Annotated in this window: 21 protein-coding genes; 14 read left to right on the top strand and 7 right to left on the bottom strand. The window is 71.7% G+C overall.

Annotated elements, in window-relative coordinates:
• Positions 1-79 precede the first annotated feature (79 nt).
• From FHS29_RS03740 to leuD, 4 genes are all read left to right on the top strand, one after another.
• The gene (locus FHS29_RS03740) at positions 80-1,804 is read left to right on the top strand and encodes a 2-isopropylmalate synthase (protein WP_221455281.1); all 1,725 of its coding nucleotides are present in this window, start codon (positions 80-82) and stop codon (positions 1,802-1,804) included.
• A gap of 214 nt (positions 1,805-2,018) precedes the next feature.
• A complete protein-coding gene (locus FHS29_RS03735; RefSeq protein ID WP_312864751.1) occupies positions 2,019-3,050 on the top strand; it encodes a 3-isopropylmalate dehydrogenase in 1,032 nt (343 codons plus the stop codon).
• A gap of 202 nt (positions 3,051-3,252) precedes the next feature.
• The gene (gene leuC, locus FHS29_RS03730) at positions 3,253-4,674 is read left to right on the top strand and encodes a 3-isopropylmalate dehydratase large subunit (protein WP_184688178.1); all 1,422 of its coding nucleotides are present in this window, start codon (positions 3,253-3,255) and stop codon (positions 4,672-4,674) included.
• A gap of 5 nt (positions 4,675-4,679) precedes the next feature.
• The gene (gene leuD / locus FHS29_RS03725; RefSeq protein ID WP_184688176.1) at positions 4,680-5,273 is read left to right on the top strand and encodes a 3-isopropylmalate dehydratase small subunit; all 594 of its coding nucleotides are present in this window, start codon (positions 4,680-4,682) and stop codon (positions 5,271-5,273) included.
• 168 nt (positions 5,274-5,441) lie between these two features.
• On the opposite strand, the gene FHS29_RS03720 is transcribed toward leuD, so the two are convergent.
• The gene (locus tag FHS29_RS03720; RefSeq protein WP_184688175.1) at positions 5,442-5,681 is read right to left on the bottom strand and encodes a hypothetical protein; all 240 of its coding nucleotides are present in this window, start codon (positions 5,679-5,681) and stop codon (positions 5,442-5,444) included.
• Between the two features lie 222 nt (positions 5,682-5,903).
• Between FHS29_RS03720 and FHS29_RS03715 the strand changes: the two genes are divergently transcribed.
• On the top strand, positions 5,904-6,647 hold the full coding sequence (locus tag FHS29_RS03715; protein WP_184688173.1) for a phosphatase PAP2 family protein: 744 nt from the start codon (positions 5,904-5,906) through the stop codon (positions 6,645-6,647).
• Between the two features lie 160 nt (positions 6,648-6,807).
• The gene (locus FHS29_RS03710; RefSeq protein WP_184688172.1) at positions 6,808-7,479 is read left to right on the top strand and encodes a DNA alkylation repair protein; all 672 of its coding nucleotides are present in this window, start codon (positions 6,808-6,810) and stop codon (positions 7,477-7,479) included.
• A 60-nt stretch (positions 7,480-7,539) separates the two neighbouring features.
• On the opposite strand, the gene FHS29_RS03705 is transcribed toward FHS29_RS03710, so the two are convergent.
• Positions 7,540-8,154, bottom strand: a complete 615-nt coding sequence (locus FHS29_RS03705) for an HAD family hydrolase (RefSeq protein ID WP_184688170.1) — start codon at positions 8,152-8,154, stop codon at positions 7,540-7,542.
• Between the two features lie 232 nt (positions 8,155-8,386).
• Between FHS29_RS03705 and FHS29_RS03700 the strand changes: the two genes are divergently transcribed.
• The 7 genes from FHS29_RS03700 to FHS29_RS03670 all read left to right on the top strand — a co-directional run bounded on the left by FHS29_RS03700 (position 8,387) and on the right by FHS29_RS03670 (position 14,213).
• Complete coding sequence (locus FHS29_RS03700) at positions 8,387-9,076, top strand: class I SAM-dependent methyltransferase (RefSeq protein WP_184688168.1); 690 nt, start codon at positions 8,387-8,389, stop codon at positions 9,074-9,076.
• Positions 9,077-9,502: 426 nt separating this feature from the next.
• On the top strand, positions 9,503-9,727 hold the full coding sequence (locus FHS29_RS03695) for a hypothetical protein (RefSeq protein WP_184688166.1): 225 nt from the start codon (positions 9,503-9,505) through the stop codon (positions 9,725-9,727).
• Between the two features lie 10 nt (positions 9,728-9,737).
• A complete protein-coding gene (gene mobA / locus FHS29_RS03690) occupies positions 9,738-10,247 on the top strand; it encodes a molybdenum cofactor guanylyltransferase (RefSeq protein ID WP_312864732.1) in 510 nt (169 codons plus the stop codon).
• Between the two features lie 79 nt (positions 10,248-10,326).
• Entirely contained in the window at positions 10,327-11,364 is a 1,038-nt protein-coding gene (locus FHS29_RS03685; protein WP_184688164.1) for an AAA family ATPase, read from the top strand.
• A gap of 59 nt (positions 11,365-11,423) precedes the next feature.
• Positions 11,424-12,305 carry a DUF58 domain-containing protein gene (locus FHS29_RS03680; protein WP_246439946.1) on the top strand — a complete coding sequence of 294 codons (882 nt, stop codon included), beginning with the start codon at positions 11,424-11,426 and terminating at the stop codon, positions 12,303-12,305.
• Positions 12,305-13,270: a VWA domain-containing protein gene (locus FHS29_RS03675; protein WP_184688161.1), complete on the top strand. Its 966-nt coding sequence runs from the start codon at positions 12,305-12,307 to the stop codon at positions 13,268-13,270. The genes FHS29_RS03680 and FHS29_RS03675 overlap by 1 nt, the downstream gene beginning before the upstream one ends.
• Before the next feature lie 370 nt (positions 13,271-13,640).
• Positions 13,641-14,213 carry a DUF5655 domain-containing protein gene (locus tag FHS29_RS03670; protein WP_184688160.1) on the top strand — a complete coding sequence of 191 codons (573 nt, stop codon included), beginning with the start codon at positions 13,641-13,643 and terminating at the stop codon, positions 14,211-14,213.
• Here FHS29_RS03670 and FHS29_RS03665 read toward each other — a convergent pair.
• The 3 genes from FHS29_RS03665 to FHS29_RS03655 are packed head-to-tail and all read right to left on the bottom strand — an operon-like array spanning position 14,210 to position 17,141.
• Positions 14,210-15,097 (bottom strand): TAXI family TRAP transporter solute-binding subunit, encoded by an 888-nt coding sequence (locus tag FHS29_RS03665; RefSeq protein WP_184688629.1) that lies wholly within the window; start codon positions 15,095-15,097, stop codon positions 14,210-14,212. The genes FHS29_RS03670 and FHS29_RS03665 overlap by 4 nt on opposite strands.
• An 8-nt stretch (positions 15,098-15,105) precedes the next feature.
• Complete coding sequence (locus FHS29_RS03660) at positions 15,106-16,464, bottom strand: sensor histidine kinase (RefSeq protein ID WP_184688158.1); 1,359 nt, start codon at positions 16,462-16,464, stop codon at positions 15,106-15,108.
• Complete coding sequence (locus tag FHS29_RS03655; protein ID WP_184688156.1) at positions 16,464-17,141, bottom strand: response regulator transcription factor; 678 nt, start codon at positions 17,139-17,141, stop codon at positions 16,464-16,466. The genes FHS29_RS03660 and FHS29_RS03655 overlap by 1 nt, the downstream gene beginning before the upstream one ends.
• A 56-nt stretch (positions 17,142-17,197) precedes the next feature.
• On the opposite strand from FHS29_RS03655, the gene FHS29_RS03650 reads away from it, so the two are divergent.
• Complete coding sequence (locus FHS29_RS03650) at positions 17,198-17,923, top strand: ANTAR domain-containing protein (RefSeq protein ID WP_312864731.1); 726 nt, start codon at positions 17,198-17,200, stop codon at positions 17,921-17,923.
• Positions 17,924-18,122: 199 nt separating this feature from the next.
• On the opposite strand, the gene FHS29_RS03645 is transcribed toward FHS29_RS03650, so the two are convergent.
• The gene (locus tag FHS29_RS03645; RefSeq protein ID WP_184688627.1) at positions 18,123-18,455 is read right to left on the bottom strand and encodes a YchJ family protein; all 333 of its coding nucleotides are present in this window, start codon (positions 18,453-18,455) and stop codon (positions 18,123-18,125) included.
• 44 nt (positions 18,456-18,499) lie between these two features.
• Complete coding sequence (locus tag FHS29_RS03640; protein ID WP_184688152.1) at positions 18,500-18,679, bottom strand: hypothetical protein; 180 nt, start codon at positions 18,677-18,679, stop codon at positions 18,500-18,502.
• Positions 18,680-18,681: the final 2 nt, after the last annotated feature.

The following is an 18,681-nucleotide window of genomic DNA, read 5'->3' as shown; positions in this document are numbered from 1 at the left end:
ACCACATCGCGTTTTCGTGCCGGAACCTCGCCCGCACCGGCGGGGTGTAGCGCCACGGAGATCGTAAAGAGAGGAAGAGATGAGCCCTTCACCACATGAGCACCGCAACTTCCGCGCCCGTGACATGGGTGCGCAGACGCCCAGCGGAATGCCCGTGCACAAGTACGCTCCCTACCAGCCGATCGGGCTGGAGGACCGCACCTGGCCCAGCCGGCAGCTGACCCGCGCGCCCCTGTGGGGCAGCGTCGACCTGCGCGACGGCAACCAGGCCCTGCTGGAGCCGATGGACGTCAACCGCAAGCGCATCATGTTCGACCTCCTGGTCTCCATCGGGTTCAAGGAGATCGAGGTGGGCTACCCCGCCTCGTCCCAGGACGACTACGACTTCGTGCGGCACCTGATCGAGACGGACTCCATCCCCGACGACGTCGTCATCCAGGTCCTCTGCTCCATGCGGACCGACGCCATCGACCGGAGCGTCGACGCGGTCCGCGGAGCCCCCAGGGCGGTCCTGCAGTACATCAACCCGACCTCCGTCGCGCAGCGGCGGGTGGTGTTCCGCGCCAGTCGCGAAGAGACCGTGGCGCTGGCCCTCGAGGGCACCCGGCACGCCGTGCGCCTGCAGGAGAACTTGCGGGAGACCGAGCTCTTCCTGTCCTACGTGCCGGAGTCCTGGAGCCAGACCGAACCCGAGTTCGGCGTGGAGATCTGCAACGCGGTACTGGAGTACTGCGCCCCCCGCACCGACCGCACCCTCCGGATCGCCCTGCCCGCGACAGTGGAGTGCTTCCCCCCGCACGAGCTGGCGGACCGCATCGAGTACACGTGCCGGAACCTGGCGTACCGCGACCGGACCATCCTCACCCTGCACCCGCACAACGACCGGGGCAGCGCCGTCGCGGCGAGCGAACTGGCCATCCTCGCCGGCGTCGACCGGGTGGAGGGGTGCTTGTTCGGCAACGGCGAGCGCACGGGCAACGTGTGCCTGCCGACCCTGGCGATGAACCTGTTCTCCCAGGGCATCGACCCCATGCTCGACCTGCGCGACCTGGACGGCATCCGCTCCGTGGTCGAGGAGTGCAACCAGCTCCCGGTCTCCGCCCGCCACCCGTGGGTGGGTGAGTTCGTCTACACCTCCTTCGCCGGCACGCACCAGGACGCCATCGCCAAGGGTCTCAAGGCCCGCGAGGAGGCGGGGGATCCCGACGCCGTCTGGGACGTGCCCTACCTCGCCGTCGACCCCCGCGACATCGGGCGCAGCTACCAGGCGCTGATCCGCATCAACACCCAGTCCGGCAAGGGCGGCATCGCCCACCTGCTGCTCACCACGCAGGGGCTGCCCCTCCCCAGGCCGTTGCAGATCGACTTCGCCCACGTCATGCAGAAGTTCTGCGAGCGGCGAGGTGGCGAAGTCGGCGCGGACGAGTTGTGGGCGCTCTTCGCGGAGCGGTACGTGGCACCGGGCACGGAGCCCGGCGAGGGGACGGCGGGCACCCCGGAGATCTCCGCCGCCGACTGGACGGCCGGCGACTGGAAGAACTCGGTGGGCCGGGCGTTCACCGCCCAGGAGATCCCCGGCGTGGTCCAGAGCGTCACCGTGGAGCGGCTCAAGGGGCGCCCCGGGTACGCCGCCTTCTGCGAGGCCGCCCTGAACGGTCGTCCGCTGTGGGGTGTGGGCATCCACGCGGAGGAGACGGAAGCGGTCCGGAGGGCCGCGCTGGCCACTGCCCGGCGGGCCCGGGACGAGGAGCGGTCCGCGCCGTACGCCACGCGGGCCGCGGCCGCCAAGGAGCCCGCCGCCTGAGTGCCCGACGTCCGCTTCTTCCCCCGCACGTGGAGTCCGTGGCCACTCGCGGACCAGGGGCAGGCGACAACGGTCTACCGCCCGTCCACGGCGCATCGGGCCGGTTCTCGACAAGAGGCCGGCCCGTTCCGGGCACGAAGGACGCGCTCCCGGAGAACCAGACATCACACCAGGATGGATGAAGGAGAGAGATGCCATGCCGAACAGTCGCAGCATCCGCCTCGCGGTGATCCCCGGTGACGGCATCGGTCCGGAAGTGGTCGCGGAGGGTCTGAAGGTGCTGGCCGCCGTGCTCCCGCAGGACGTGAAGCTGGAGACCAACGAATACGACCTCGGTGCCCGGCGCTGGCACGCCACCGGGGAGACCCTGCCGGACGAGGAGCTGAAGTCGCTCAAGCAGCATGACGCGATCCTGCTCGGTGCGATCGGCGACCCCACCGTCCCGTCGGGTGTCCTGGAACGCGGCCTGCTGCTGGAGCTGCGCTTCGCCTTCGACCACTACGTCAACCTGCGCCCCGGCAAACTCCACCCGAGCACCGTCGGCCCGCTGGCCGGCAGCCCGGCCATCGACTTCGTCGTGGTCCGGGAGGGCACCGAGGGCCCGTACACGGGCAACGGCGGCTCGCTGCGCACCGGCACCCCCGCCGAGGTGGCCACCGAGGTGAGCGTGAACACCGCCTACGGCGTGGAGCGGGTGATCCGGTACGCCTTCGAGCGCGCCCTCGCCCGGCCGCGCCGGAACCTGACGCTGGTGCACAAGACCAACGTGCTGGTGCACGCCGGCAACCTGTGGCAGAGCACCTTCGACGCGGTCGCCGCCGAGTACCCCGACGTCACCACCGACTACCTGCACGTCGACGCCGCCACGATCTTCTTCGTCACCCGGCCCGAGCGGTTCGACGTGATCGTCACCGACAACCTCTTCGGTGACATCCTCACCGACCTGGCCGCGGCCGTCACCGGCGGCATCGGCCTCGCCGCCAGCGGCAACATCAACCCCACCGGCGCCTACCCCTCGATGTTCGAGCCGGTCCACGGCTCCGCCCCGGACATCGCGGGCACCGGCAAGGCCGACCCGACCGCGACCGTCCTGTCGGTCGCGCTGCTCCTGCGCCACCTGGGCTACGAGCAGGAGGCGGGGCGGATCGAGGCCGCCGTCGCCGCCGACCTCGCCGAGCGCGACCCGGCCGCACCCCGCAGCACGGAGCAGATCGGCGACGCGCTCGCCGCGCGCCTGGCGGGCTGAGCCGTCGACCGGCCACCTGGTCGGTGAGAACGATTTTCGGCCGCGGCGGGTCGGTGCAGGGCCTGATCCGGCGCGTCGGATTCCCAGTGCATTTCACGGAGTGCCACCGGTGTCCCACGGGACGAGGCGCTCCGAGCGGCCACAGCGTGAAAACCGGCGCCACTCCGGCTCCGGCCCCATCCACTCGCTCGGAGGGAAGTTCATGGCCAGGACAATGGCGGAGAAGATCTGGGACGACCACGTCGTCCGGCGCGCGGAGGGCGAACCGGACCTGCTGTTCATCGACCTGCACCTGCTGCACGAGGTGACCTGCCCGCAGGCGTTCGACGGGCTCCGCAAGGCCGGTCGGCGCGTGCGGCGCACCGACCTCACCATCGCGACCGAGGACCACAACACCCCGACCATCGACATCGACAAGCCGATCGCCGACCCAGTCTCCCGCATCCAGCTGGAGACGCTGCGGAAGAACTGCGCGGAGTTCGGGGTCCGGCTGCACCCGCTGGGCGACATCGAGCAGGGCGTGGTCCACGTGATCGGACCGCAGCTCGGACTGACCCAGCCCGGGATGACCGTGGTCTGCGGCGACAGCCACACCTCCACCCACGGCGCGTTCGGCGCCCTCGCCTTCGGCATCGGCACCAGCCAGGTCGAACACGTCCTGGCCACCCAGACGCTGCCGATGTCCCCGTTCCGGACCATGGCCGTCACGGTCGAGGGCGAACTGCCGCCCGGCGTCACGGCGAAGGACCTGATCCTGGCCGTGATCGCGCGGATCGGCACCGGCGGCGGCCAGGGCCACGTCATCGAGTACCGCGGCCCGGCCATCGAGAAGCTCTCGATGGAGGCCCGGATGACCGTGTGCAACATGTCGATCGAGGCGGGCGCCCGGGCCGGCATGATCGCCCCGGACGAGACCACCTTCGCCTACCTCAAGGACCGCCCGCACGCCCCGAAGGGCGCCGACTGGGACGCCGCCGTCGCCGAGTGGCGCACCCTGCGCAGCGACGACGCCACCTTCGACCGTGAGGTCGTCATCGACGCCTCCACCCTCTCGCCGTTCGTCACCTGGGGCACCAACCCGGGGCAGGGCGCTCCGCTGTCGGGCTCCGTCCCCGACCCGGCGGCCTTCGCCGACCCCGCCGACCGGATGGCGGCCGAGAAGGCGCTGGAGTACATGGGCCTGACGGCCGGTCAGCCGCTGCGGGAGATCGCGGTGGACACCGTCTTCCTCGGCTCCTGCACCAACGGCCGGATCGAGGACCTGCGCGCCGCGGCCGCCGTGCTCCGGGGCCGCTCGGTGGCCGACGGGGTGCGGATGCTGGTCGTGCCCGGGTCGGTGCGCGTCGCGCTCCAGGCCGTCGAGGAGGGGCTGGACAAGGTGTTCACCGCCGCCGGCGCCGAGTGGCGCCACGCGGGCTGCTCGATGTGCCTGGGCATGAACCCCGACCAGCTGGCACCCGGCGAGCGGGCCGCGTCCACCTCCAACCGCAACTTCGAGGGCAGGCAGGGCAAGGGCGGCCGCACCCACCTGGTGTCCCCGCAGGTCGCGGCCACGACCGCCGTCCTCGGTCACCTGGCCTCGCCCGCCGACCTGTCCGAGTTCCCCGTGACCGCCGGAGCCTGAACACCATGGAAGCCTTCACCACCCACACCGGCCGGGTCGTCCCGCTGCGCCGCAGCAACGTCGACACCGACCAGATCATCCCCGCCCACTGGCTGAAGAAGGTCACCCGGGACGGCTTCGAGGACGGGCTCTTCGACGCCTGGCGCAAGGACCCTGAGTTCGTCCTCAACGAGCCCGCCCGGCAGGGCGCCACCGTGCTGGTCGCCGGCGCGGACTTCGGCACCGGCTCCTCCCGCGAGCACGCCGTCTGGGCGCTGCAGAACTACGGCTTCAAGGCCGTCATCTCCCCCCGCTTCGCCGACATCTTCCGCGGCAACTCCCTCAAGAACGGTCTGCTGACCGTGATGCTGCCGCAGGAGACCGTCGAGCGGCTCTGGGAGCTGACCGAGGCCGACCCCACGGCCGAGGTGACCGTGGACCTGGTCGACCGCCAGGTCCGTGCCGAGGGGATCACGGCTGATTTCGACATCGACGACAACGCCCGGTGGCGCCTGTTGGAGGGCCTGGACGACATCAGCCTGACGCTGGAACACGAAACCGACATCGCGGAGTACGAGGCGCGGCGTCCTCCGTACCGGCCTCGCACCCTCCCTCGGTGACCAGCGCGGTGCCCGCCACCGTGTGCGGAATGCCGGGCGGGGGCCGGAAACCCCCGCCCGCCGCTGCGGCTGTTCCGGCTGTCCGATACGAACGATCGCGCAGCCGCTGGGAACGACGGGCCGAGTGGTCCTCACGCCACCCGGACGCCGGACGAGGTCGGAAGGGGCTCAGTCTTCTTCCGCGGTCAGATCGCCGGGCATGACCGTGGCGATGAGGCCCGCGACGAACTGGGGCACCTCCTCGGGTGCGAGCACCAGTCGCGGCTCGTCGTGGTCGGGGCCCTGGAAGATCTCGACCGACCGCACACCCGGGTCGTCCGCCGAATCCGCGACACCGATGATCGTCCAGTGCCTGTGCGGCGGCCGGGTGTTGACGAAGTGGCTGAATTCCGGTCCGGAAGTGTTCACCGCTGCTCCTGGGTGGCCCGTTGTGGGCGCTGATCCGTTGTCAGGCCTCGCCGATGGACCCGGTTGTCGACATCGGAGTCGTCCTCCGCTGGAAGGTCGAGAGTGACGGCCGGGTTCGCGGTCCGTGTTCCGAACTCTAGGCCGGACCGGCGGTCGCGCCGTCCGGGATCACCCTGAGACCGACCCGGAATGTCCTCCGGAGCCCGCGTACCCTCTCGGCGCATGCCGCCATTACCCCGCCAGCACAAGCGATCCACGTGGTACTTCGAAGTGCCGCTGCTGGTCGCCGGGTATTTCGCTTTCGGGCTGATCCGGGCGGCAGTCGACCGCGGCGAACCGGCGGCGACGAGCAACGCCCTGCACGTCCAGCGCCTGGAGCAGATCCTCCACATCGCGATCGAGCAGCCGCTCAACCACGCGATGCTCGCGCACCCCGTCGCGATCCACCTGACCGGCTACTTCTACCGCCTGAGCGTCCTGGCTGTGCCGGCTGTCCTGATCTGGCTCTACATCGCCCGACGAACGCACTACAACCACCTGCGGACCGTCCTGGTGGTGACGATGGTCCTGGACCTCCCGCTCGTGTGGCTCTACCCGGAGGCACCACCACGTTTCGCCCAGCCCGGCATCGTCGACTACATGGCCACGTACGACATCCTCTTCGGGGCCCAGTCCCGCATTCCCCGTCCCGGCGTGAACCTGCTGGCGGCGATGCCGAGCATGCACGTCGCCTGGACGACCTGGTGCGGCTATGCCGTGTGGTCGACCCTGCGCGACCGCGCTCCACGAGCCGCCCGGTCGGCTTGGCTCTACCCCCTTCTCACCGCGTTCGTCGTCCTCGTCACCGGACACCACTACGTCCTCGACATCCTGGCCGGTATGGCTCTCGTGGCGATTGCGATCGGCCTGACCAGGTGGGCGACTCGCCACGCGCACCGCTCCAGAGCGCGAGACGACCGGCAGTGACACGCCCCGGTGTGCCGAGGTCGTGCCCGCCTGTTCGCCGGCCGATCAGAAGGCCCCCGCCTGCTTCACGACACTGGGGCGCTGATGCGCTTGTTCGTCACCTGGTTGACTGTGGTCTCTTCATGGGCCGGACTTCACCGGTGGTGGGCAGGGGGTTGAGGTGACTGGGACGACAGCGGCAGAGGTGCTGGCCGAGCTGGCCGCGCTCGAAGACCCGAAAGCACGCGCGGTCAACGAGAAGCGCGGTGACGATCACGGTGTCAACCTCGGCGAGCTGCGCGCGCTCGCGAAGCGGCTGAAAACGCAGCAGGAACTCGCGTGTCGGCTCTGGGGGACGGGTGACACCGCGGCGAGACTGCTGGCCACCCTGATCTGCCGCCCGAAGGCGTTCGAACGTGACGAGTTGGACGTCATGTTGCGGGAGGCGCGCACCCCCAAGGTGCTCGACTGGCTGGTGAACTACGTGGTGAAGAAGAGCCCGCACGCCGAAGGGCTGCGCCTGGCCTGGTCCGCCGATCCGGATCCGGTGGTCGCCAGTGCCGGCTGGGCGCTGACCACCGAACGCGTGGCGAAGAAGCCCGAGGGCCTCGACCTCGTGGGTCTGCTCGACGTCATCGAGGCGGAGATGAAAGACGCCCCGGACCGACTCCAGTGGGCGATGAACAGCTGCCTGGCCCAGATCGGGATCGATCACGCCGAGCACCGCGTCCGTGCGATTGACATCGGCGAGCGCTTGGAGGTGCTCAAGGACTACCCGACTCCTCCGAACTGCACGTCTCCGTTCGCGCCCGTCTGGATCAACGAAATGGTGCGCCGGCGGCACGACCCGTAGGCACCCGTGTTCGTGCGAGATGTCCGTGGCGCCGGACGCGGTGTCCGGGGCTGGACGGCGTTACCTCTTCGTCGGAGCCGAAAGCGCGTCGAACCAGGGATTCCGTGGTGCTGCCGATTGCGGTGCAGGTGTGAAGGTGACGCGACGGTGGTGAATCGTCTCGACGCCGGCCGCGCGGGCTGCGGTGAGGTCGTGGTCCGTGGCGCCGACGAACACGCACGACTCCACCGGGATGGCGCACGTGTGGATCGCCAGGGTGACGAGGTCCGGGGCCGGTGGCAGGACGGTGCGGTCCGGCCCGGTGCGCGCGGCGAGGTGGTGGACCCGATCTTCCAGTCCGTGCAGCACGAGGAACGCCCTGACCGCCGCGAGGTCCAGGCTGCTGACCACGGTGATCCGCGTGCCGGCGGCGGCTGTCGCGGCGAGGGCCTCGCGGATGCCGGGCGCGACCCGTGCGACGGCCACGATCCCGTGCTCGATCCGGCACAGCTGCGCGTACACCGCCCGCTCGGTGGCCGGGCCGATGGTTGCCGCGTAGGCGAGGATCACGAACGGGTCGTCGGTTCGCGCCACTTCCCGAGGCAGACGGCCTTCGGCCACCATCACGCGCAACCCGTCGGCCGGCGACCTGGTGGACGGCAACGCGGCGATCGGACCGTCGAACGCGACCAACACGTGATCACGCTCCGCCAGAAGTTCCTCGGCACCCACAGCGCCCCCTGATCTCGGCCACCCCGGAACCAGGATGCCGGTAACCCGGCGTTCTGTCAGTCGTACGGCGTGACACCACTGCCCGCAGCACTAACCTGTCACGCGCCGGCCACCGTCGAGCAGACCTCACCGGCGCAGGGGCTCACTGGACCGAAATGGTGCGACTCCGTTGCCGCCGTCACGGCAAGCTGGGTCGATGGACACGCCGAGCGAGCCGGTGGAAGCGCTGAAGGACCTGGGGTGGCGCGAGATCACGGCCATCGACGACGCCCTGCGCACGGGCGCGATCGACGAGCGGGGTTGGCACGAGGCCATGGCCGGGCTGCTCCGGCCCGCCTACCTGACCGCACCCACCCCGTGGGGCCAGTCCGGCGTGGAAGGCTCCGAACAGCGCTGGATCGACGGTCGGAAGTTCGTGGTGGACGCGCTCGACCGGGACGGCACCTTCCTGGACTGCGGCTGCGCCAACGGCTACCTCATGGAGTGCCTGCACCGCTGGGCGGCCGACAAGGGCTTGGCGGTGGAGCCGCACGGCGTGGACATCGTGCCCGAATTCGTCGCACTCGCCCGTTCCCGGCTCCCGCACTGGGCCGACCGCATCCACCTCGGCAACGTGCTGTCCTGGACGCCCCCGTTCCGCTTCGACGCCGTCCGCGTGGGCCTGGAGTACGTCCCGGCCCACCGACGCGCGTCCCTGGTCGCACGGCTGCTCGACGAGTTCGTCGCCCCCGGTGGACGCCTGGTCATCGGCCCGTTCACCGAAGAGGTGGGCGAACGGTCCACGGAGAACGAGTTGGCCTCGTGGGGTCACCCGGTCACCGGTCGGTCCGAGGTGGCGCACCGCGATCATCGGGTCATCCGGCGCCTGGTGTGGACCGACCGCTGACCGCACCCCTTCCCGGCCGTGTGACCAGCGGATTCAAGAATCGTTCAGGAAACACGCGTTCGCGGTCGAGCATGCTCTTGGTGCCGCCGACCCACCGGGAGGGCGGGACGGCGGTATCGGGCGGCACCCGTCTTGGGGGATCGGGTGTGGCGCGATGTGTCACCTCGGGGGGCCGAGTGGTGTCGTCGGGAGTGAGTACCCGCTCCCGACGACACCGTTCCCCGGTGACGGTCCGTCAACCGGTCGCCACTGTCAGGCGTGTTGTGGCTGTCGGCGCTGGACTGCTCCGGCCAGGTGAACCGGGGGTCCGGGTCGGGCCGGAGGCGTGGCGGGCGTTGGTCCGGGAGGATGATCGACCGGCGGGCGCGGGCGGTGGGGGAGGACAATCCCGACCGACCGCAGTCTCACCTGGGAAGGACGTTGGCCATGCCGGTTTCCGCTGACCTGGACAAGCTGTTGGACAAGGCTTTGGAGAACGGGTCTCTCAAGGACGTGCTGGACGCCCCCGTCGCCGGTCTCGCCGGGGTCGGCGACTCCGACGCGGAGAAGTTGCGGGAGGCGTTCAACATCAAGACCGTCCGCGACCTCGGCGCGAACAAGTACTTCCGCGCCGCCGCGGCGCTGGTCGACCTGGAGAAGAGCGCTGGCTGAGTGGGATGCCGTGATCCTCGCCGGGGGTCGCGGCAGCAGGTTGGGCGGCGTCGACAAGGCCTCGGTCGAGGTGGCCGGCCGCACGCTGCTGGAGCACGCGCTCGGTGCCGTTCGCGGTGCCGGGCGCGTGGTCGTCGTGGGGCCCGCGAAGGACGTCGCGGGCGTGGTGTGGGCCAGGGAGGAGCCGCCCGGCGGCGGGCCGGTCGCGGGGGTGGCGGCCGGGCTGGCGCACGTGGCTGCCCGACGGGTCGTGGTGCTGGCGGTGGACCAGCCGGGGGTGACCTCGTCCACTGTGGAACGGCTGCTGGGCGTCGGCGGGGCCGCCGTGCTGGTGGACGACGAGGGGCGCCCGCAGTGGCTGGCGGGGGTGTGGGAGACCGACGAACTCCGGGCGGCGATGCCGGTGGAACCGCGCGGTGCGTCGATGCGGTCCGTGCTGGGGCCGCTGCGACCCGCCGAGGTGGCCGCGCTGCCCGGCGAGGCGTGGGACGTGGACGCGCCGGGGGATCTCGCGCGGTAGGGCCGACCCCTTCACAAGAGCCATACCGGCGACAGGGAAGACTCGGCACCGTCGCACAACCCTGTCGTAGGAGGACCTGTTGTCCGAGCCCGCCGCCGAGGCGCCCAACACGCCGGCTCGTGACGCCCAGTTGCTCGAACGCACCGTGTTCGAGGTCAAGCGGGTGATCGTCGGTCAGGACCGGTTGGTCGAGCGGATGCTCGTCGGCCTGCTGGCCAAGGGCCACCTGCTGCTGGAGGGCGTGCCCGGCGTGGCCAAGACGCTGGCCGTGGAGACGTTCGCGAAGGTCGTCGGCGGCTCGTTCTCGCGCGTGCAGTTCACGCCCGACCTGGTGCCCGCCGACATCCTCGGCACCCGCATCTACCGGCAGGCCAGCGAGAGCTTCGACGTCGAGCTCGGTCCCGTGGTGGCCAACTTCGTGCTGGCCGACGAGATCAACCGCGCGCCCGCCAAGGTGCAGAGCGCGATGCTGGAGGTCATGGCCGAGCGGCACGTGTCGATCGGTGGCAGGACGTTCCCGATGCCCGACCCGTTCCTGGTGCTGGCCACCCAGAACCCGATCGAGAACGAGGGCGTCTACCCGCTGCCCGAGGCCCAGCGCGACCGGTTCCTGTTCAAGATCCAGGTCGAGTACCCGACGGCCGAGGAGGAGCGGGAGATCGTCTACCGGATGGGCGTCGAGGCGCCCGTGCCCGGCCAGGTGCTCAGCCCGGACGAACTGGTCCGGCTCCAGGCGGTTGCCTCGCGGGTGTTCGTGCACCACGCGCTGGTGGACTACGTGGTGCGGCTGGTCATCGCGACCCGCGCCCCCAAGGAGCACCAGCTCACCGACGTGGCCGGCTGGGTCGCGTACGGCGCGTCGCCGCGCGCCAGCCTCGGCATCATCGCCGCCGCGCGCGCCCTCGCCCTGGTCCGGGGCCGGGACTACGTGCTGCCGCAGGACATCGTGGACGTGGTGCCGGACGTGCTGCGGCACCGGCTCGTGCTGTCCTACGACGCGCTGGCCGACGGCGTGCCGCTGGACCACATCATCACCCGCGTGCTCCAGACCGTGCCGCTGCCGCAGGTCTCCGCCCGTCCCCAGGCACCGCAGCCGGCACCCGCGGGTAGGCCGTGACCTCCGAGGAGCCCACCGAGCGGCCGAACTGGGCGCCGCCCGCCCTGCACGGCGGCCGGATGGAGGCCGCGCTGCGCACCTTGGAGCTGGATGTCCGCCGCCGGCTGGACGGCCTGCTCCAGGGCAACCACCTCGGACTGGTGCCCGGCCCGGGCTCCGAGCCGGGCGAGGCCCGGCCGTACCAGCCGGGCGACGACGTGCGCCGGATGGACTGGGCGGTCACCGCCCGCACCACGGTGCCGCACATCCGCGAGACGGTCGCGGACCGCGAGCTGGAGACGTGGCTGGCGATCGACCTGTCGCCGTCGCTGGACTTCGGCACGGCGGTGTGCGAGAAGCGCGACCTGGTGGTGGCGGCGACCGCCGCGGTGGCGCACCTGACCCGTGGCGGCGGCAACCGGATCGGCGCGCTGGTGTCCACCGGTGACGCCCTGGTCCGCGTGCCCGCACGGGGTGGCCTGGCCCACTCGCGCGGCCTGATCCGCAAGGTCGCCGAAACGCCCCGCGCCCCCGAGGGCACCCGCGGCTCGCTGGCCGAACTGGTCGAGCAGCTGCGCCGGCCGCCACGCCGACGCGGCCTGGTCGTGGTGATCTCGGACTTCCTCGGCTCGACGGACTGGCAGCGCCCGCTGCGCGCCCTGTCCTCCCGGCACGACCTGGTGGCGATCGAGGTCGTCGACCCGCGTGACATCGAGCTGCCGGAGATCGGCACGGTCGTGCTGGCCGACCCGGAGACCGGCAGGCAGCGCGAGGTGACCGCGTCACCGCTGCTGCGCCGCGAGTTCGGCGCCGCGGCGGCCGAGCACCGCGCCGCGGTGGCGGCGGGGCTGCGCCAAGCCGGCGCCGGACACCTGGTGCTGCGCACCGACTCGGACTGGATCGCGGACACCGTGCGCTTCGTGGTCGCCCGCAAGCGCCGCTGGTCGGGAGGGGTGGCCTGATGAGCCTGTCGGGTTTCACCGCGCCGTGGTGGTTCCTGCTGCTGCTCGCCGTGGCGGCGGTCGCGGTGTTCTACGTGGTGATGCAGCGCGTGCTGCGCAAGCGGATGCTGCGGTTCGCCAACCTGTCCATGCTGGAGAAGGTCGCGCCCAAGAAGCAGGGCTGGTGGCGGCACGTGCCGGCGGCGGTGCTGCTGGTGGCGTTCATCCTGCTGACCGTGGCGCTGGCCGGCCCGACGGCCGAGCAGAAGGTGCCGCGCAACCGGGCGACCGTCATGCTGGTGATCGACACGTCGCTGTCCATGAAGGCGACCGACGTGCAGCCGTCCCGGTTGGAGGCGGCCCAGGTGGCGGCGAAGTCGTTCGCGGACGGTCTGACACCTGGCATCAACCTGGGGCTGATCTCGTTCGCGGGCTCGGCGACCGTGCTCGTCGCGCCGACCACGGACCGCGGAGCCGTCACGCAGAGCATCGACGGGCTGAAACTGGCCCAGTCCACCGCGACCGGCGACGCCATCGTGGCGGCTCTGGCGGCGATCGACTCGTTCGGCAAGGTGGTCGGCGGCGCGGACGGACCACCTCCCGCGCGGGTCGTGCTGATGACGGACGGCAAGGAGACGGTCGGCACGCGGCGGGCGTTCGACGCGGCGGAGGACGCGAAGAAGGCCGGCATCCCGATCTCCACGATCTCGTTCGGCACCGAGGACGGCATGGTCGAGATCGAGGGCCGCCGGCAGGAGGTGCCGGTGGACGACGACTCGATGAAGGAGATCGCGAAGCTGTCCGGCGGCGAGTTCTTCAAGGCGGCGAGCGCCGAGGAGCTGCGGCGGGTGTACGACACGCTGGGCGAGCAGATCGGCTACGAGAAGAAGCAGGCCGATGCCAGTCGACCCTGGGTGGTGCTGGGAACCCTGCTCGGGTTGTTCGCGGTGGCGGGTGCGCTGGTGGTCGGCCAACGCCTGCCCTAGCGGCGGCTCGGTGCGCGTCACGGTGGCTCGCGGCTCGCTCGTCGCCGAGGCGGCTCTCGCCGCGGGCGAGCACCACGGGCGGATCTTCGGCCGGGGACCGCGCCGGAGGCGGGTCGTCGGGTTCCGCGCGGTACCCGGTGCGGTCCGAGTCGTCCTGTCGAGGGATCTCTCGGCCGCTCCGGTGAGCGCGAAGTCGACGACCCGCGCTCTCGCCACGAGCACGGAAACCGGCCGTGTGGCCGTTCCCGCACGGCTGCGCCGGAAGATCAAACCAGTGATCCGCCACTGCCGCGCGTCGAGTCGCCGCAGCCGTGCGCCGGGCGTGTCGCTTCTCGCGCGCCCTCCGGTCCGACGCGGCAGGATGTCGCCCATGCCCGAGTTGAAGAGCTGGCGCGAGATGGTCGACTGGTCGGCGGGCCTGCTGCGGCGCAGCACCGGGGAAGGGGTGCCCGAGTGGAACCGGCGGGTGCTGGAGTCGGGGATCGACACCGAGGTCGAGCTGCGCTCGTGGCTCAAAGAACGCGAGGTCACCGGGTACGCCCAGATGCTGCTGCTGATGGAGCGGTTCGGCTATCCGGAGTTCATGGCCGCCAGTTCCGACGAACTCGTCGACCGGCAGTACGCCGACCGGCCGGAGCTGCGCCCGATCCTGGAACGGCTGCTGGCCGAGGCCGCCCTGCTCGGCCCGATGCGCGTCCAGGCCCGCAAGACCTACGTCGCCCTGGTCTCCCCGCGCCGCACCTTCGCGATCGTCAAGGCCACCACCCGCGCCCGGGTCGACCTCGGCCTGCGCCTCGCGGGTCACGAACCCACCGGACGGCTGGAGGGCGCGTACTCCCTCGGCAACAACGCGATCACCGTCCGCATCCCGATCGCCAGCGCGGACGACATCGACGACGAGACACTCGCCTGGCTCCGGGACGCCTACACCGGCAACCTCTAGCCGTGCAGGTCGCGGTAGGCGGCCGCGGCGCCGGGGTGCAGGGGCAGGTCGGCGGTGCCGATGAGGCTGCGCACGTCCAGGAACTGGGTGCCGAGCGTCTGCTCGGGCACCAGCGCCGCCGCCTTGGACACCAGGGTCCGGGTCACCGCCGCCGCCACCTCGTCCGGCAGGGATGCCCGGCACACCAACAGGTTCGCCACCCCGATGGTGGGAATCTCGCGCGTCGCGCCGTAGACCCCGGCCGGTACCGGCACCTGTTCGTACACCGAGCCGTGGGCGGCCCGCAGGCCGCCGAGCAGTTCGGCCAGCGGCAGCAGGCGGATGCGGTCGAGTCGCGACAGGACCGGGGTCGGCACCCCGCCGGACCACAGCAGGGCGTCGATCCGCCGTTCCACCAACGCCTGCGCGGCCTCGGCGAGCCGCAGGTGCGCCACCCGCACCGAGTGCTCCAGCCCGGCCGTGACGAGCATCCGCTCGCCGGACAGCGAGGCACCGGAACCGGCCGCGCCCAACGAGACGGTCCGGCCGGCGAGGTCCGCCACGTGCCGCGCCGGGTCGTCGGCCCGGACGACGAGCTGGAGGTAGTTCTCGTACACGCGGCCCAGCGCGCGCAGTTCCAGCGCGGGGTCGGCGATCCGGGCGGCGTCGGCGAGGGTCAGCGCCACTCGCGCCTCACCGGACCGCAGCAGCTCCAGGTTCGACAGGCTGCCCTGCGTCTCCACGACCCGACCGCGCAGCTCGGGGTCGAGTTGGGCGGCGAGCAGGGTGGCGAAGTCGTAGTACAAGCCGCCCTGCTCGCCCGCGGCGATGCGCAGTTCGCCGTCCGGCGGACCGGACGTGCACCCGGCGGCGGCCGGCAGGCCCAGCAGGCCCAGCAGGAACATCCGGCGGTTCACAGCGCGGGCTCCAGCGGCAGCACGACCCGCACCACCAGACCGTCCACAGAGGACAGTTCCAGCGCGCCGCCGCGCGCCCGCACCAACCGGTCGGCGATCGCCAGGCCGAGGCCGGTGCCCGGCTTGTCCGAACGACCGCGCCAGAACCGCGACGTGGCCAGGGGGAGTTCCTCGGCGGTCAGGCCCGCGCCGTCGTCGGACACCCGCACCCACCCGACGCCCGCCGAGCGGTCCGCGCCCAAGGCCACCGCCACCCGACCACCCCCGTACTTGATCGCGTTGTCCAGCAGCACGTCCAGCACCTGCGCCAGCTCCGACTCCGGGCACCGCACCAGCACCGCGAGCGCCGGCACGGCCGGCACCGGCACCTGCCAGAAGTCCGCCCGGTCGGCCACCACCGCGCCGAGGTCGGACAGCTCCGGCTCACGCCCGCCCGCCGCCACCTCGGTCGCCGTGCTCTCCGCCGACGCCAGCGCCAACAGCCCGTCCAGCAACGACTCCAGCCGCTCGATCTCCGCCACGCCCGCGTCGTAGGCGCGCACACCCTCGGGTTTCACCTGACCACCCAGCGTGTCCATGCGCAGGCGCAGCGCCGCCATCGGGTTGCGCAGCTGGTGCGACGTGTCCGCGATCAGCCGCCGCTGCTGGTCGGCCGCCTCGGTCACCGCGTCGGACATCCGGTTGAATGACTCCGACAGCTCCCGCACCTCCGGCGGGCCGCTGCGCTCCGGCACGTGCGCCCGCCGCTCACCGGCAGCGACCGCACGGACACCGACCGCCAACTCCGCCAACGGTTTCAGCAGCCACCGGGCCACCGCCAGCACCAGCAGCGCCGAACCGACCCCGGCCGCCAGCGCCCCGCCGAGCACCCACAGCCAGTGCCGTGCCACGTCCGCCGCCGCGCGGTCGACCGACGCCCGCAGCACCACCGCGCCGGCCACCCGCGTGCCGGTGCCGACCGGGCGGGCGAACACCACCGTCCCGGACGACCACGGCGTCAACGGCTGCACCGACGGCACGGGCTGGTTGCGCAGCGCCGCGTCCAGCACGTCGGCCAGCGCCGGGTCGTCGGCGGCGATGCCGGCCTGCGCCACCGGTCGCCGCCGCGCGTCCACCACGACCACCGGCTCGCCGTACAGCTCGACGTACGCCGCCACCTCGTCCTCCAGCGCGACGCTGTCCCCGGTGGTCTCGGCCTGCTGGGCGAGCGCGGCGAACCGGTCCAGGTCGGCGGTGCGGTCGATGACGAACCGCTGGGTGCGCTCGGCGGCGGTGGCGGACAGCAGCGGCACGGCGAACGCGGCCACCGCGGCGGCGGAGAACAGCAGCAGCACGAGCAGGAGGCGGCGGCGCATCAGGCCCCGGTCCGGTCGTCGGGCGGGGCGAGCCGGTAGCCGAAGCCGCGGATGGTGGTGAGCAGTCCGGGCCGGGCCAGCTTGGCCCGCAACCCCGCCAGGTGCACGTCCAGCGTCCGCGACACGGCCAGGTACGCGTCGCCCCACACCTCGTCCATCAGCTGCTGCCGGCTCACCGCCGTGCCCGGCCGGGCGGCGAGCGCCGCCAGTACGTCGAACTCCTTGGTGGTCAACGAGATCTCCGCGCCGCCGACGTCCACCCGGCGGGCTTCCAGGTCGATCTCGACGTCGCCGACCCGGACCCGGCGGTCGGCGGGCCCGACCCGCGCGGTGCGGCGGGCCACCGCGTCCATCCGGGCCAGCAGCTCGCCCAGCCGCACCGGCTTGACCAGGTAGTCGTCCGCGCCGAGCCGCAACCCGCGCACGATGGACCGTTCGTCCCCGCGCGCGGTGAGCACCAGGACCGGGGTCTGCGCGACCTTGCGGATCTTGCGCAGCACCTCCAACCCGTCCGCGTCGGGCAGCCCCAAGTCCAACAACAGCAGGTCGAAGTCCCGGTGGTGGCGCAGCGCGTCCGTGCCCCGGCTCACCCTGTCCGGCTGGTGGCCGTTCGCCTCCAGCGCCTCCACCAGGGCGTCGGCGACCCCGTCGTCATCCTCGACCAGCAGCACGCGCAACGGGTCACCCCCTTCCGGTAGCGGCGATTATGGCGCGCGCGGTGTAAACAGTGCTGGTGACCATCGAAGACCGCGTGCCCACCTCGCAACTGGACGAGGCCAGCGAGGCACTGGAGGAGCTGGCCGGCGTGCTCGCCGGTGAGCAGTCGCTGTCCGAGGTGCTGCAACAGCTCGCCGAGTCCGCGTCCCGTGTCATCCCGGACGCGGAGAACGTGTCGGTCACCATCGTCGGGCCGGACGGCGCGTCCACCGCGGCCGCCACCGACGAGAAGGTGATCTCCATCGACGTCGACCAGTACGCGGCGGGTGACGGACCGTGCCTGGAGGCGTCGCGGACCCAGCGGCCGGTGCGGGTGTCGGTCGAGGGCGCGCGGGAGCAGTGGCCGGAGTTCGCGGTGGCGGCGGAGCGGGCCGGCGTGCGGGCCTACCTGTCCGCGCCGCTGGTGGTGGAGGACTCGGTGCTGGGCGCGCTGAACCTCTACAGCTCCGAGGAGTGGGCGTTCGACCCGTTCGACGAGGCCCTGCTGCGGCTGTTCACCACTGCGGCGTCCACTTCGATCACCGGTTTCCGCCGCTACGAGCGCTCCCACCAGCTGGTCGCGCACCTGGAGCGCGCGCTGGAGTCGCGCGCCGAGATCGACCAGGCCAAGGGTGTGCTCATGGCGGCGCACGGGATCACCGCGTCGGAGGCGTTCCAGCGGCTGGTGGACGAGTCGCAGACGCACAACACCAAGCTGCGCGTGGTCGCCCGCAACCTGCTCGACTCGGTGCGGAGACCTTAGGGGTTCTGAACACCCCTCTCAAAATTCGCACAGTTCGGCTGTCGCATTTCGCCGGAGCTGCGAATCAATCACTCCCGCACTCCTCTCGCTGATTGCAGTGTTCCGCCGACATCCGCAGCGTCGCCCGAAAGCGCGCAGACGGTGGAGAAGGCGGACGGCAGTGCACCACCCGTTCTCCCCGGCAGGGCGGCTGTGCCCGCTACACCGGGCCGACGTACAGCCAGCGGCCGTCTTCGCGGACGAAGCTGCTGTTCTCGTGCAGCACGTCACGCTGCCCCCGCCACCGGTAGTGAGCGCGGAATTCGACGGTGCCGGTGTTCTGGAGCAGGCCGCCGGCCGTGCGATCCAGGATCTCCAATCCGGTCCACTGTTGGTCGAGGTCGAAATCGAGCTGTTCCGGGCGGGTCGTCGGGTGCCAGGTGCCGAGCAGATAGGCCTCGTCGCGGACGGCGAACGCCGAGAACCGCGATCGCATCAGGGTTTCCGCGGTCGGAGCGGTCTTCAGGCCGGAGTGGAACGCGCCGCAGCACATCTCGTACGGCTCGCCCAGGCCACAGGGGCAGGTGGTCACGGCCCTCACTCCGGGCGGTCGCAGGCGGTGCGGTCTGAGCGGTTCCAGCGGAGCCACTGCAACGCGGCCTCCGCTTCGCCGTCGCCGGACGCCGCTGCTGCCGCCAGGTCGGCGTGGGCCTGGTAGCGGGCGTCCGCCGGGGCCTCCGGGTCGGAGAGCAGCGCCACGGCCTCGTCGGTGTCCACGC

This window comes from Saccharothrix tamanrassetensis (assembly GCF_014203665.1).
GTDB classification, from domain to species: domain Bacteria; phylum Actinomycetota; class Actinomycetes; order Mycobacteriales; family Pseudonocardiaceae; genus Actinosynnema; species Actinosynnema tamanrassetense.
The sequence above is the reverse complement of the archived record's forward strand: the minus strand, read 5'-3'. Positions and strand labels throughout refer to the sequence as shown.

What these genes read in the sequence shown, in the direction of transcription:
- FHS29_RS03695 (WP_184688166.1), top strand. Translation starts at nt 9,503, where the DNA reads ATGCCGGTTTCCGCTGACCTGGACAAGCTGTTGGACAAGGCTTTGGAG.
- FHS29_RS03670 (WP_184688160.1), top strand. Translation starts at nt 13,641, where the DNA reads ATGCCCGAGTTGAAGAGCTGGCGCGAGATGGTCGACTGGTCGGCGGGC.
- FHS29_RS03715 (WP_184688173.1), top strand. Translation starts at nt 5,904, where the DNA reads ATGCCGCCATTACCCCGCCAGCACAAGCGATCCACGTGGTACTTCGAA.
- leuC (WP_184688178.1), top strand. Translation starts at nt 3,253, where the DNA reads ATGGCCAGGACAATGGCGGAGAAGATCTGGGACGACCACGTCGTCCGG.
- FHS29_RS03665 (WP_184688629.1), bottom strand. Translation starts at nt 15,097, where the DNA reads ATGTTCCTGCTGGGCCTGCTGGGCCTGCCGGCCGCCGCCGGGTGCACG.
- FHS29_RS03660 (WP_184688158.1), bottom strand. Translation starts at nt 16,464, where the DNA reads ATGCGCCGCCGCCTCCTGCTCGTGCTGCTGCTGTTCTCCGCCGCCGCG.
- FHS29_RS03680 (WP_246439946.1), top strand. Translation starts at nt 11,424, where the DNA reads ATGGAGGCCGCGCTGCGCACCTTGGAGCTGGATGTCCGCCGCCGGCTG.
- FHS29_RS03645 (WP_184688627.1), bottom strand. Translation starts at nt 18,455, where the DNA reads ATGTGCTGCGGCGCGTTCCACTCCGGCCTGAAGACCGCTCCGACCGCG.
- leuD (WP_184688176.1), top strand. Translation starts at nt 4,680, where the DNA reads ATGGAAGCCTTCACCACCCACACCGGCCGGGTCGTCCCGCTGCGCCGC.
- FHS29_RS03675 (WP_184688161.1), top strand. Translation starts at nt 12,305, where the DNA reads ATGAGCCTGTCGGGTTTCACCGCGCCGTGGTGGTTCCTGCTGCTGCTC.
- FHS29_RS03700 (WP_184688168.1), top strand. Translation starts at nt 8,387, where the DNA reads ATGGACACGCCGAGCGAGCCGGTGGAAGCGCTGAAGGACCTGGGGTGG.
- FHS29_RS03740 (WP_221455281.1), top strand. Translation starts at nt 80, where the DNA reads ATGAGCCCTTCACCACATGAGCACCGCAACTTCCGCGCCCGTGACATG.